The organism is Collinsella tanakaei (assembly GCF_030373545.1).
Classification (GTDB): domain Bacteria; phylum Actinomycetota; class Coriobacteriia; order Coriobacteriales; family Coriobacteriaceae; genus Collinsella; species Collinsella tanakaei_C.
Map to the genome: position 1 here is coordinate 212,539 of NZ_JAUDCO010000003.1, position 12,656 is coordinate 225,194.

Here is a 12,656-nt window from a genome sequence, read left to right on the forward strand (position 1 = left end):
AGGCGTTTGTTTTCGCGCACCCGTGTAGATGTGGACCCGGCGCGCTCGGGCAGAGCCGATGCGAGCTCATCCGCGTATACTTACTCAGCGACGAGCACGACGACCGCACAAGGAGGCCCCATGGCAGACCGTTCGCAGTTCCTCCCGGTGAATCGCGCCGACATGGACGAGCGCGGCTGGGACGCCTGCGATTTCGTATACGTGTGCGGCGACGCCTACGTCGACCACCCCTCGTTCGGCATGGCCATCATCACCCGCATGCTCGAGGCGCACGGCTACCGCGTCGGCGTCATCTGCCAGCCCGATTGGCGCGACCCGGCAAGCATCGCCGTGCTCGGCGAGCCGCGGCTGGGCTTCCTTGTGTCCGCGGGCAACATGGACTCCATGGTCAACCACTACTCCGTGACCAAGCACCGCCGCCGCACCGATGCCTACACCCCCGGCGGACGCGCGGGCGCGCGCCCCAACCACGCCGCCGCGGTCTACGGCAATCTCATCCGACGCACGTTCAAGCGCACCCCCATCATCCTCGGCGGCATCGAGGCGAGCCTGCGCCGCCTTGCGCACTACGACTACTGGTCCGACGGCCTCAAACGCTCCATCCTGCTCGACGCCGGCGCGGACCTCGTCATCTACGGCATGGGCGAGCATGCGATCGTCGAGGTCGCCGATGCGCTTGCCGCCGGTCTGCCCATCGAGCAGGTCACCTACGTGCCCGGAACCGTCTATCGCACGAGCGGCGAGAACGCGCTCGCCGAGGTCTACGACTACGAGCTGCTCCCCTCGTGGGACGAGCTTTCCGCCGACCGTCTCGCCTATGCGCGGAGCTTTGCCGTCCAGTACCGCAACATGGACCCCATTACGGGCGGACGCCTGGTCGAGCCCTATCCGCACGGCGTCTACGTGGTGCAAAACCCGCCGGCGGCACCCTTGACGACCGAGGAGATGGATGCGGTCTACGAGCTGCCCTATGCGCGCGCCTGGCATCCCGACTACGACGAGGCGGGCGGCGTGCCGGCCTTCTCGGAGGTCAAGTTCTCCCTATCGTCCAACCGCGGGTGCTTCGGCGAGTGCTCGTTTTGCGCGCTGACGTTCCATCAGGGTCGCATGCTGCAGGTTCGCAGCCGTGAGAGCATCGTGCGCGAAGCCGAGATGCTCACGCACGATCCCGATTTCAAGGGCTACATCAACGACGTGGGCGGCCCGACCGCTAACTTCTTCCGTCCCGCCTGCGACAAGCAGCGCGAGCACGGCGTGTGCGCAAACCGGCGCTGCCTATGGCCGAGCGTCTGCAAGAACATGGTGGTCGACGAGGACGGCTACGCGGACCTCTTGCGCGAGCTGCGCGGGCTTCCCGGCGTCAAGAAGGTTTTCGTGCGCAGCGGCATCCGCTTCGACTACGCGATGGCCGACCCGTCCGACCGCTTCCTGGAGGAGCTCGTGCGCCATCACGTGAGCGGCCAGCTGCGCCTGGCGCCCGAGCACGTGAGCGATACGGTGCTGGCCATCATGGGCAAGCCGAGCCGCGCGGTATACGACGCGTTCTGCAAGCGCTTCCGCGAGCTGTCCGCGCGCTGCGGCCTCGAGCAGTACGTGGTCCCCTACCTGATCAGCAGCCATCCCGGCTCCACGATGAAAGAGGCGGTGGAACTCGCAGAAGCCGTGCGCGACATGGGCTACATGCCCGAGCAGGTGCAGGACTTCTACCCCACCCCCTCGACGATGTCGACCTGCATGTACTACACCGGCGTAGACCCGCGCACCATGGAGCCCGTCTACGTCGCGCGCGACCCCCACGAGAAGGCGATGCAGCGCGCGCTCATCCAGTATCGCAAGCCCGAGAACTACAAGCTCGTGCGCGAGGCGCTCGAGCGGGCAGGCCGCCGCGACCTGATCGGCTACGACAAGCACTGCCTGATTCGACCTGTACCGCCGCGCGGCGGTACAGGCGCGCGCAAGGGATCCGGCAGCAAGCAGGTCCACGCGGGCAAGACGACACACGGTGCCCCGTCGCCCAAGGGCGGCAAGAAGGCGCTCAGCCATGGCGCCAGCGGCTCGGCGCCCCATGCGCGCAACCGCGCCGCCCAGGGCCGCGAAGGCGCCCGTGGCAATCGCCGCCGTTAAAGCGGGTGAACTTGGCTCGGGCGAACTCGTCTCGGACGTTTTTCGCATCTCGCGCGCTGAAATAACACCGGAGTATATTTCGCCTGTCCGGCTCGGGGCATCCGCTTCCCCGGGATGCACTACTCCCGTTTAGGGGACGGTTTTGCGTGCCCCTGGCGAGTACAAGCAAAACGTCCGAGCTCTCTACCTGCTCATTCCTTGGGCCGTAAGATACCGCTACGCGCACGGTGCCCGCAAAACCGTCCCCTAAACGGGGGTTTCGGCGTTTCACCGCTCAGTACGGCGCCGCCGCGCTACATCGTGCCGGCGAAACGTACGCCTCAGCGGTCATCCTGCGTCTGTCAGGCTGACTTGCCGATGGCCGCGGCGGGGCGCGATGCGAACCAGAACAGCCAGATGCCCAACGCCACCAGGCTCACGGCCGCCATGACGGCAAAGACCACGCCGCCGATCTCAAGGGCGCTCGCGAGCACCGCGACGAAATACGAGGAGAAGTTGACGACCAGGTGCAGCCCGATGTTGTACGCGAGCCCGCCGGTGCGCCAGGCGACCCAACCCAAGACGGCACCGAGTACGAACGCATAAAGCCCCTGGACCAGGTTGAGGTGCAGGATGCCGAAGAGCAGCGCCTGGAAGAGGTTGGCCATCCAGAAGCTCGCCGAGGGCACCGCCGGAAAGCTCGGCATGGGCGTGCCGGTAGCCTTGCGCCACGAGCGGTCCTGCCAGCGCGCGGCATAGCTGGGGCAGAGCATGCGCAGGGCAAACTCGAAGATCACGCCGCGACAGGCGAGCTCCTCGGTCACCGGTGCGCCGATCGCCAGGATGATGACGGACAGGACCGAGAACTCACTCGTGACGCCATCGTTCATAAGATCGGTGTACTCGGTCTGCAGATCGGGCGCGAGCGGCAGCAAAAACGTCAGCGCATAGCTGATGGCAAGCTGGAGCCCTACGCCCAATATGACGATGGCGACGATGCGCAGGGCGACCATGCCCGCGGTTGTCGACGCGCGTCCGCGCATCGACTCGACAAACGACACGGGCCGCAGGTGCAGCCACCACGGCAAGAAGATCGCAAGGCACCCCAGCTGCGCGGCGAGCATGAGCGGTCCCATGATGGCATTCGTAACGGCATCGACGCCAGCGGTCGGATCGATGATGGCGTAGCCGATCGTCAGCACGATCGCGCCGACAAAGCTTATGAGCATCTGCGCGGCGAGCACTGAGATGAACGCTCCCAGCGCGGCAGCGAGCCAGCCCGCACGCCCCTTGGCAGGCGATTGCGGCTGCATCGAGGGCCGCGGCGGCAGAGCGGGCATCTGGGCACCGGGCGCCCAAGCATATGGTGCCGCGCCGGGCACCTGGCCGTAGATAGGCGTCTGGCCGTAGGCTGCCTGAGAGGTCGCCGCCGCGGGGGCAGGCGCGCATGTCGGCGCGACAGCGGGCTGACCGGGCGCGGGAACGTCCGCTCCCGCAGGATTCTGATAGGACGCTCCTGCGGCTTCGGGACCGCTGGACGGGCTCGCATATCCCGCGTCGGTCGCATAGGGGCTGCCGTAGGAGCGCCGGTTCATGTCGTTCATGATCTCACCTCGGGTGCAGTATCCCCCGACGCCATGATCCCAAACGCTCCGTTCGGCGAGATATCAAACGGAAACGTGCCGCATCGGTTAAAGGCGGCGATGAACATGCGGATGGCGTTGGACGGGGTGGTGCCCACCTGCTGGGTCGCCGCCGCGAAGGCTGCCTTCTCCTCGGGCAGGACCTTCGCGACGACCGGGGTCATACGTTCTGCCATGACTGGTCCTCGGTGCATGTTGGTGGCTCGTTTGCCGCGTGCTCGCGCGCGGCGTGCTGCGTTTCTGCGGTGGTGGTATTACTTAGTATTCCTTCGTTATACCCCACCGGCAGTATAGCAGATATGCACCGCGCGCAAACGCGGACAGACAAAAAAAGAGCGAGGGAATCCACGCCCTCGCTCTTATCTGGATCAAGCCTGGTACTTAGCGCTTTCCGCCGCGGTCTCCCGGACGGCGCCCCGCGCGCCCCGAAGAGGTCGGGCGCATGCTCGTGCGGTTGTCGCGCCCACCGGCGCGCCCGCTGCGCTTGCCCCCACGGCCGTGGGAATCACCCTCGTCGTAATTTCGCCACGCGTCGCGCGTCGTGCGCTCGGGCGCCTCATCGCGCCCGCGCGCGCCGGCGCCGGAGCGGGTGGAGCGACGTCCCTGCACCTCAGAGGCGTTAGAGGAGCGTGACGCCCCCTTGCGTCCCGAGCGTGCCGCACGGCTCTCGGCATGCTCGGGACGGCCGCGGTGGGCCGACGCGTCGCCGAAGCGCTCGGCGCGACGCTCGGCGCGGTTCTTGGGAACGGCGGTCTCGGCGGGCGACGTGGCCGCGACGCCTTCCTCAGCGTGGACGCGCACCCTGCCGGGGCGCTTGCGCGCCGCGGGACGCGATGCCGCCTCTCCGGCCGCCTCACGCGCTGCGTCGCGAGCGGCGCGGCGCTCGATGTCGCGTTGGCGCGGGGCGCGCTGACGGGGCTCACGCACCCGCTCGCGCTTCGTCGCCTTCTTCGCGCGCTGGTTGCGACGCTTCTTGGCCTTCTTGGACGGAACGTGCGCCGCGGGCACGCGATCGGGATCCACCTCGGGCGCCTCCTCGCCGCAGCGGATGTCGCCCGCATCGTACAGGTCGGCTGTCTTGCCCATCAGGGCCTCGATGTCGTAGAACTCATCGACGTCGTCGGGCGTCACGAACGTCAGGGACCAGCCCTCCTCGCCCGCGCGGCCCGTACGGCCGATGCGGTGGATGTAGTCGGTCGGCTCCTCGGGAACATCGAAGTTCACGACGTAGCGGACGTCGGTGATGTCGATGCCGCGCGCGAGCACGTCGGTAGCGACGAGCACCTGCACCTTGCCCTCGCGGAACTCCTGCAGGGCGCGCTCGCGCTGAGCCTGGCTGCGGTCGCCGTGAATGGTGCCGCAGGTGATGCCGGCGCGGCCCAGACGGCGCGCGCAGGTGTCGGCACGGCGCTTCGTGCGGACGAACACGATCGCCCGCTCGGGTCCTTCCTTCTTGAGCACAGCGGTCAGCGCGCCGTTTTTTGCATCCAGCGACACCGGCAGCACGTACTGGTCGACCGTATCGGCCGTCGAGGTGACCGGGGCGATCTCCACGCGGGCGGGATCGCGCACAAGATCGGTGATGGCGCCCACGCGGCTCTCGTCGAGCGTCGCCGAGAACAGCAGGGTCTGGCGCTCGGTGCGGCAGGCGTCGACGATGCGGCGCACCTGGGGCAAAAAGCCCATGTCGAGCATGCGGTCGGCCTCGTCGAGCACGAGCACGCCCACCTCATCGAGGTTGGCGGACTCCTGGTCGATCAGGTCCACGAGACGGCCCGGCGTGGCGACGAGGATGTCGCAGCCGCGGGCGAGCGCCTGCTTTTGCGGGACGTAGCCCACGCCGCCCACCACGGTGACGGCGACGTGACCCGTGCGCGCGGCGATGGCGCGGCAGACCTCCTCGATCTGCTGAGCGAGCTCGCGCGTCGGCGTGATCACGAGCATGGCGGGGCCGCGGCCCTTCGCGGCGTTGCGGCGACGGCGGCCACGCTCGCCCTTCTTGACGGGCGGCACCACGTGCGGCAGGCGGTCCATGACGGGAAGCAGGAAGGCCGCCGTCTTGCCGGTGCCGGTCTGCGCCGCAGCAAGCAGGTCGCGGCCGGCAAGAACCTCGGGGATGGCGGCTGCCTGGACGGGCGTGGGCTCCTCATAGCCCATGTCCGCCACGGCGGCGAGCACGGTCTCGGACAGGCCGAGATCGGCAAAGGTCACTGAATTCTGTTCGATTGAAGACATGAAAGCAAAGTCCATTCCAAACGGCGCGATGAAGGTCGCGCCGCATTTGTCGATTCTGTCGCGTTGCATACGGCGGTTCGCGCAAGATGGCGTTGTTCGCGCGCGATGGAGCAGGTTCCGCCGCGGAAAAGTATACGGACGCAACCGATAAACCCTGTGGGAATGACGTGGACACACCCGAATACCACGAAATCAGGAGCGACAAGATGGTGCCGGGTTCAAACTTGTCGCAACAAGTTTGCGACAAATTTGAACCCGGCCCCTTCTTGTCACCCGACAAGTTTGTACCTGGCACCATCTTGTCAGGAAACGCGCTCCACGAGCTTGGGGCTGGCGAACCAGTCCACGTGACCGCACGTCGCGCAGATGAGCGTCACCGCCGAGTCGCTCGCCCACTCGAGGCCTATGAACGAGCCCGCACGCCCATCAAGCAGCGCGGAGCTCTCGAAGAAGCGCTTGCCGCCGCAGTGAGGACATGTCACCGCATGACCGGCGACCTCGTAGCGCTCCCCGGATTCATCGCCGTTCAGCGCCTTGGAAAACTCCGAAAAGAACCCCATGGAACACCTTTCTTCCACCGCGCGGGCACATGTCCCGCTTATACCCGATGCCGGAATACCAGAAACGTCCTCTTAGACAAGAGACGACAAGATGGTGCCAGGTACAAACTTGTCGCGACAAGTTTATACCTGGCACCATCTTGTCGGGTTGACACCCCCGGGGGGTGGGGGTACTCTGCAGACAACAGCGAAGGAAAGGAGCCGCCATGGCTCATGAGAAATTCGACGTCGGCGGCATGACCTGCGCCGCCTGCCAAGCGCATGTGGACAAGGCCGTCTGCAGCCTTAACGGCGTGACGGACGTCTCGGTGAACCTGCTCTCCGGATCCATGACCGTGGACTATGACGAAACCCAGCTGAGCGCCGACGACATCTGCGCCGCCGTCGACCGCGCCGGCTACTCGGCCGCCCCGGTCGCATCGGCCGCCCCGGGCACCGCGACCGCCGGCCCTGGCGCCGCCCACCACGAGAGCCCCACGAAGAAACTCGAGGCGACCGCCGACGCCATGAAGACGCGCCTGATCGTCTCGATCGTCTTCCTCATCCCCTTGTTCTACATCGGCATGGGCCACATGCTGGGCTGGCCGCTGCCGAGCGTCTTCACCGACCACATCCATGCCATGACGCTCGCGCTCACCATGTTCGTGCTCCTGCTGCCCATCCTGTACATGAACCGCGCGTACTTCATCAACGGCTTCAAGTCGCTCGCGCATCGCGCTCCCACCATGGATGCGCTCATCGCCATCGGCGCCGCGGCGAGCGTCGCATGGTCGGTCTACGCCATGTTCGTCATGGCCGACCAGCTTGCCTACGGCGATGTGCACGGCGCGGCCGCAACCGCCATGGACAACCTGTATCTGGAGAGCGCCGGAACCATCCTCACGCTCGTGACGGTCGGCAAGTACCTGGAGACCCGCTCTAAATCCAAGACGGGATCTGCCATCGAGGCGCTCATCGACCTCGCGCCCAAGACGGCGTGCGTCGTCGCCGCGGACGGCAGCGAGCAGACCGTCGATGTCGACGCCATCCAGGTGGGCCAAACCGTGCGCGTGCGCCCGGGCGAGTCGGTGCCCGTCGACGGCGTCGTACTCGAGGGCACGTCCGCCATCGACGAGAGCGCACTCACCGGTGAGTCCATCCCGCAGGAGAAGAACCCCGGCGACACCGTGCACGCCGCGACCATCAACCGCACCGGCTCGTTTACCTTCCGCGCGACCCGTGTGGGCTCCGACACGAGCCTCGCCAAGATCATCCAGCTCGTGGAGGACGCCAACGCCACGAAGGCCCCCATCTCGCGCCTGGCTGACAAGGTCGCCGCGGTCTTCGTGCCCGCCGTGCTGCTCATCGCGCTCGTCACGTTTATCGTCTGGATGGTCCTGACCGGCGACGTCAACGAGGCGCTCACCGCCGGCGTCGCCGTCGTGGTCATCAGCTGCCCGTGCGCGCTCGGTCTCGCCACGCCCGTGGCAATCATGGTCGGCACCGGCAAGGGTGCCGAGATGGGCGTGCTGTTCAAGAGCGCCGAGGCCCTCGAGACCCTGCACAAGGTGGATACGGTCGTGCTGGACAAGACCGGCACGGTCACGCAGGGGCGCCCCGCCGTGACCGACATCCTGCCCGCCGAGCGCGCCGATGGTCGCGCCATGAGCGAGAAGCAGCTGCTCAAACTTGCCTCTGCCCTCGAGAAATCAAGCGAGCACCCCCTCGCCGAGGCGATCATGGCCGCAGCGGACGAACGGGGCATCGTCGCGCGCCCGGTGGCCGACTTCGCCGCCGTTCCCGGTCGCGGCGTCACCGCCCGCGAGGGCGCGAACCCCATCGCCGCGGGCAACGCGCAGCTCATGGCGGAGCTGGGCATCGAAATCGACCGCGCGCAGCTCGAGGCGTTCGCGCGCGAGGGCAAAACGCCGCTGTTCTTCGCCAAAAACGGCGAACTCGCCGGCACGATCGCCGTGGCCGACGAGATCAAGCCCACCAGCCCCGCCGCCATCGAGGCACTCGGGCGCCTCGGCGTGCGCGCGGTCATGCTCACCGGCGACAACCGAATGACGGCCGACGCCATCGCCCGGCGCGTGGGACTCGCCGATGTCGTCGCGGACGTCATGCCCGCCGACAAGGAGCGCCACGTGCGCGACCTGCAGGACGCGGGTCACGTGGTCGCCATGGTGGGCGACGGCATCAACGACTCCCCCGCGCTCGCCCGCGCCGACGTCGGCCTGGCCATCGGCGCCGGCGCCGACGTTGCCAAGGAGGGCGCCGACGTCGTCCTCATGCACAGCGACCTGCTCGACGTCGCCCGCGCCATCGAGCTGTCGCGCGCGGTCATCCGCAACATCAAGCAGGACCTGTTCTGGGCGCTGTTCTACAACAGCCTGGGCATCCCCCTTGCCGCCGGCGTGCTGTACCCGGTACTCGGCTGGCAGCTCTCGCCCATGTTCGGCGCCGCTGCCATGAGCCTGTCGAGCGTATGCGTGGTGAGCAATGCCCTTCGCCTGCGCGGTTTTCGCCCCAAGACGACCGATATGGGAAACTAGGAGCACACGATGCTCCCACAGGAAAGGAGACATACCATGAACTACACCATCAAGACCGAGGGCCTGCACTGCGGCCACTGCGACGCCGCCGTCGAGAGCGCGCTGTTGAACGTCGCGGGCGTGACCGACGCGGACGCCGATCACGAGGTCAACGTCGTGGAGGTCGCATGCGATGACACCGTGACCCCCGAGCAGCTCACCGCCGCCGTCGAGGGCGCGGGCGACAGCTTCAAGGTCATCGAGATCAAGGTCGCGTAGCCGCCATGATGGCAGATCACGAGCGCATCACGCGCCTGCTCAAGACCGCCCGCGGACAGATCGACGGCATCCTGCGCATGGTGGAGGACGATCGCTACTGCATCGACATCTCCACGCAGCTCATGGCCACCGAATCGCTGCTTGCCCGCATCAACGCCGACGTGCTCAAAGCGCATGTCGAGGGCTGTGTGCGCACAGCGATGGAGACGGGCGACGAGGTCGAGCAGGACGCCAAGCTCGCCGAGATCGAGATGGTCATCGAAAAGCTTGCCAAGTGAAGGATGCGTGCCGACGGAATCGCGGCTGCCTCAACAGCTCTTTGCAACGCGGGCGCGAACGCGCCGACGGCGGTACGTTTTTCCGAAAACTTGTGGCTCTCCCGTCCTCGGCTATACGCAGCGCGCAGGAAACGGGTAAAATGCTGCCTGTTCGACTGACTGCTTAGAATCGAGGCTAGTGGCTATGAACGATTTCATGAACGGCCGCCGTGGCGTGGACGAGTTGACCACCACCCTGGGCGGCGCGAGCATGGTGCTCGCGCTCATCGGGTCGATCTTCTCCATCTCCTGGCTCGGCTGGATCGCGCTCGTCGCGGTTATCGTCGCGCTCCTTCGCGCGTTCTCGACCAACGTCGCCGCCCGCGAGCGCGAGAACGACGCGTTTCGCGATCTGCTCGCCAAGACGCCGCTCGCCGGCAGCATGCGCGGCTCCGGCCCCCGCGCCTCCTACCCGCAGGATGCTGCGGCTCCCGGCGCCTCCAGCTTTGACCGCAAGAAGCGCACCGCACAGACCATGTGGGAGAACCGCAAGACCACGATGTACTTCAAGTGCAAGAACTGCGGCCAGCTCCTGTCGGTGCCCCGCGGCAAGGGCCGCATCCGCGTCACCTGCCCCAAGTGCGGCACGAAGGTCGAGAAGCGCTCGTAAGGCGCCTTTGGCGACAACATTGTCCGATGTTTTGGCGGGCGCCTTCGGGCGCCCGTTTTTTATTCAATTCAGGGACGGTCGTATGCACGTTTCAGGGGTCGAAAAAACGGCTGGCGGCTCGTGATGGCGATTGTGGTCACGAGAGCACGATTCCTGTCGCCTGCAGCCGCCGACGGCTACCATACGGACACGATTCCTGTCGCCTGCAGCCGCTAGTGCCGGGTTCACCGCACTCCGAACGGACCCACAGCGCCCCTCTCCCCAGCAGAAACGCTCGGATTGCCATGGATGCGGCGCGAAACCGCAGTCCCTTCGCCGCGAGGCGGCGTACATAGCGGAAGCGCGCACCGTGCCCTCGACAGTAAACGTTCGCCGATGACCAGATGCGCGATCCCCAACGCCTTCCAACCCGTTTTCGGGCGGCGTACAGCGCCGCCCGCCCGTCTGGACGGGCGGGCGACTAGTCGGCAATCGGCATTGCCTCCCACGAGCCGTCGGCGCGGGGCACCTCGACGGTGCGGTAGCCCACGCGCGCGGCATGGTCATACGCCCTCGCGATGCCGTCGCAGATATCGCCCGGCGCATGGCCGTCGGATCCCACCGTGATGGGCACGCCCGCGCGCAAAAACCGCTCGAGCAGGCCCTGCGCCGGATAGTAGTCCCCCACGCCCTTGCGCCAGCCTGCCGTCGAGAGCTCGACGCGCTTGCCGGTATCGCGCGCGCAGGCAACCATCTCGTCCCAGAGCGGGCGCAGGTCGATCGTCGGCGCGAAGCCCTCGTTGGCAAAGCGCATCGCCAAATCGGGATGTGCCATCGTGTCGAACAGGTCGCATGCGCAGGCGCGGCACCACGTGTCGACGTAGCGGCGCCACACCTCATCGGTCCCGAGCTCGCGCCAGATGCGCTGATCGCTCGCGTCGTCGATCCACGCGCCGCCCTCGATGGGGCCCAACCAGTGCACGCTGCCCAGGCGCACCTGCGCGCCCGCGCTCCAGCGGCGGATGTTCTCCTCGCAGCCTTCGTACCAGTCGCACTCAAAGCCATAGAGGTACTCGAGCTCGGGATGGGCAGCCGCCGCCTCGTCGAAAGCCTGCCGATGCGCGGCGAGCTCGTCTTCGATCACCTGCACCTCACCGGCAGGATCCATGGCATGCGGCAAGGTGAGATGGTCCGTGGCGACCATCACCGCACACCCCGCCTTCACGGCAGCGTCAGCATTCTGCAGAAACGTGCCGACGCCGTCGGAAAACCGCGTGTGCGTATGAGTGTCGACGATGGAGCGGGCGGGCAGCGGACGCATCATGGGAACCTCGATTCAAAGAAACGCGCGCCGCAGCAGGGCATCTGACCACAGTGCCCGTGCGGCACGCGACATCGCAATCACGACGATTGTACCGTGTGACCAGCTAGCGAAGAGCGTTGGTCCAAGCGGTCTTCCCGGACGCATCGGTGCATTCGAGCCGGACATACGACTCGCATCCGGACAGCTTGAACTCGGCGTGCTCGATTGCATCCCCGGCCGGCGCGATCACGGTGCGGTTGCCGCCGATGGGACCGCCCGCCACCATGGTCACGCGTTCGCACGGACTGCAATCGACCCACAGGACGCCCTCGCGAACGCCAAATCCCTCAATCGCGGGACCGCTGGACGAATAGTACTCCCCCGCCATCAGAGCGCGGACGATCGCATCGCGGGTAAGCGATTCGGCGCACACGACGACCCATCCTCCGAACACGTCATCGAAGTCAACAACATGGTGACTATCGTCGGATGCGATACCGCCCACCGCCACGCCGCGACGCAGCAGCAGGTCCCAGTACACGGTGTCGGCCCCGTCGCCGCCTTCGTTCACGGTGTCGTAGTTGAACACCTCGATGCCGAAGATGCCGTCAAGGCCCAAGACGTCCTCGGGCTCGATCCGGCTCCAGATAGGATGGTTGTACATCACGGCGCAGCCGCGACGCGTCAGCTCGTCGCGCAGCGCACGCGCGACGGACAGCCCGTCCCATCCGCCATGGCACACGAGGGGCTCCAGGCGCTCCATGTGCTCAAAACGCGCTGGCGCAGCCGCGATCATCTCGTCGGTTCCCAGGATGCCATGCATGTGATGGCAGCGCATCCGGGCGCGCCGGTCGCACGAGTCATCCGCAAACAGATACGCCGACGCCTCAATGCCGGGCAGCACGATGAAATCCTCGCTGTCGAACTCCCCCGAAAGGTCCGTGAACACGTCGTGCTCGGACAGGCACAGGAACTGATAGCCGTGCGCCCGAAAATCGGCAACCACCTCGGCAGGCGTCAGACGTCCATCCGAATTGGTGGAGTGCGCATGCAGGTTGCCCTTATAGCGGCCCGTGCCCTGAGGCAGGCCGATCTGGTCGTCGATCATAGTTGC

11 protein-coding genes are annotated in these 12,656 nt (G+C 66.7%); 5 read left to right on the forward strand and 6 right to left on the reverse strand.

Annotation, left to right across the window (positions count from 1 at the left end):
* Window positions 1–120 precede the first annotated feature (120 nt).
* A complete protein-coding gene (locus tag QUW00_RS03800; RefSeq protein ID WP_289613070.1) occupies window positions 121–2,124 on the forward strand; it encodes a YgiQ family radical SAM protein in 2,004 nt (667 codons plus the stop codon).
* A gap of 341 nt (window positions 2,125–2,465) precedes the next feature.
* Here the strand turns inward: QUW00_RS03800 and QUW00_RS03805 are convergent, their stop codons facing one another.
* The 4 genes from QUW00_RS03805 to QUW00_RS03820 all read right to left on the reverse strand — a co-directional run bounded on the left by QUW00_RS03805 (window position 2,466) and on the right by QUW00_RS03820 (window position 6,541).
* Window positions 2,466–3,707 (reverse strand): CPBP family intramembrane glutamic endopeptidase, encoded by a 1,242-nt coding sequence (locus tag QUW00_RS03805; RefSeq protein ID WP_289613071.1) that lies wholly within the window; start codon window positions 3,705–3,707, stop codon window positions 2,466–2,468.
* Window positions 3,704–3,922 (reverse strand): type II toxin-antitoxin system RelB/DinJ family antitoxin, encoded by a 219-nt coding sequence (locus QUW00_RS03810; protein WP_289613072.1) that lies wholly within the window; start codon window positions 3,920–3,922, stop codon window positions 3,704–3,706. Before QUW00_RS03810 ends, QUW00_RS03805 begins: the two co-directional genes overlap by 4 nt.
* A gap of 205 nt (window positions 3,923–4,127) precedes the next feature.
* The gene (locus tag QUW00_RS03815; RefSeq protein ID WP_289613073.1) at window positions 4,128–5,981 is read right to left on the reverse strand and encodes a DEAD/DEAH box helicase; all 1,854 of its coding nucleotides are present in this window, start codon (window positions 5,979–5,981) and stop codon (window positions 4,128–4,130) included.
* Window positions 5,982–6,283: 302 nt separating this feature from the next.
* Entirely contained in the window at window positions 6,284–6,541 is a 258-nt protein-coding gene (locus QUW00_RS03820) for a DNA-binding protein (protein WP_289613074.1), read from the reverse strand.
* A 206-nt stretch (window positions 6,542–6,747) separates the two neighbouring features.
* Here QUW00_RS03820 and QUW00_RS03825 point away from each other — a divergent pair, with 206 nt between their 5' ends.
* From QUW00_RS03825 to QUW00_RS03840, 4 genes are all read left to right on the forward strand, one after another.
* The gene (locus tag QUW00_RS03825; RefSeq protein ID WP_289613075.1) at window positions 6,748–9,075 is read left to right on the forward strand and encodes a heavy metal translocating P-type ATPase; all 2,328 of its coding nucleotides are present in this window, start codon (window positions 6,748–6,750) and stop codon (window positions 9,073–9,075) included.
* A 36-nt stretch (window positions 9,076–9,111) separates the two neighbouring features.
* A complete protein-coding gene (locus QUW00_RS03830; RefSeq protein ID WP_289613076.1) occupies window positions 9,112–9,333 on the forward strand; it encodes a heavy-metal-associated domain-containing protein in 222 nt (73 codons plus the stop codon).
* Window positions 9,334–9,338: 5 nt separating this feature from the next.
* Window positions 9,339–9,611: a metal-sensing transcriptional repressor gene (locus QUW00_RS03835; protein ID WP_289613077.1), complete on the forward strand. Its 273-nt coding sequence runs from the start codon at window positions 9,339–9,341 to the stop codon at window positions 9,609–9,611.
* Window positions 9,612–9,795: 184 nt separating this feature from the next.
* Window positions 9,796–10,260 carry a hypothetical protein gene (locus tag QUW00_RS03840; RefSeq protein ID WP_289613078.1) on the forward strand — a complete coding sequence of 155 codons (465 nt, stop codon included), beginning with the start codon at window positions 9,796–9,798 and terminating at the stop codon, window positions 10,258–10,260.
* 460 nt (window positions 10,261–10,720) lie between these two features.
* Here the strand turns inward: QUW00_RS03840 and QUW00_RS03845 are convergent, their stop codons facing one another.
* Together QUW00_RS03845 and QUW00_RS03850 are read right to left on the reverse strand one after the other, a co-directional pair.
* Entirely contained in the window at window positions 10,721–11,563 is an 843-nt protein-coding gene (locus tag QUW00_RS03845) for a PHP domain-containing protein (RefSeq protein WP_289613079.1), read from the reverse strand.
* A 103-nt stretch (window positions 11,564–11,666) separates the two neighbouring features.
* Window positions 11,667–12,650, reverse strand: a complete 984-nt coding sequence (locus tag QUW00_RS03850; RefSeq protein ID WP_289613080.1) for a hypothetical protein — start codon at window positions 12,648–12,650, stop codon at window positions 11,667–11,669.
* Window positions 12,651–12,656 lie beyond the last annotated feature (6 nt).

Bases quoted from the DNA above. Each gene is read 5' to 3' on its own strand.
- QUW00_RS03800 (WP_289613070.1), top strand. From the start codon at position 121: ATGGCAGACCGTTCGCAGTTCCTCCCGGTGAATCGCGCCGACATGGAC.
- QUW00_RS03805 (WP_289613071.1), bottom strand. From the start codon at position 3,707: ATGAACGACATGAACCGGCGCTCCTACGGCAGCCCCTATGCGACCGAC.
- QUW00_RS03810 (WP_289613072.1), bottom strand. From the start codon at position 3,922: ATGGCAGAACGTATGACCCCGGTCGTCGCGAAGGTCCTGCCCGAGGAG.
- QUW00_RS03815 (WP_289613073.1), bottom strand. From the start codon at position 5,981: ATGTCTTCAATCGAACAGAATTCAGTGACCTTTGCCGATCTCGGCCTG.
- QUW00_RS03820 (WP_289613074.1), bottom strand. From the start codon at position 6,541: ATGGGGTTCTTTTCGGAGTTTTCCAAGGCGCTGAACGGCGATGAATCC.
- QUW00_RS03825 (WP_289613075.1), top strand. From the start codon at position 6,748: ATGGCTCATGAGAAATTCGACGTCGGCGGCATGACCTGCGCCGCCTGC.
- QUW00_RS03830 (WP_289613076.1), top strand. From the start codon at position 9,112: ATGAACTACACCATCAAGACCGAGGGCCTGCACTGCGGCCACTGCGAC.
- QUW00_RS03835 (WP_289613077.1), top strand. From the start codon at position 9,339: ATGATGGCAGATCACGAGCGCATCACGCGCCTGCTCAAGACCGCCCGC.
- QUW00_RS03840 (WP_289613078.1), top strand. From the start codon at position 9,796: ATGAACGATTTCATGAACGGCCGCCGTGGCGTGGACGAGTTGACCACC.
- QUW00_RS03845 (WP_289613079.1), bottom strand. From the start codon at position 11,563: ATGATGCGTCCGCTGCCCGCCCGCTCCATCGTCGACACTCATACGCAC.
- QUW00_RS03850 (WP_289613080.1), bottom strand. From the start codon at position 12,650: ATGATCGACGACCAGATCGGCCTGCCTCAGGGCACGGGCCGCTATAAG.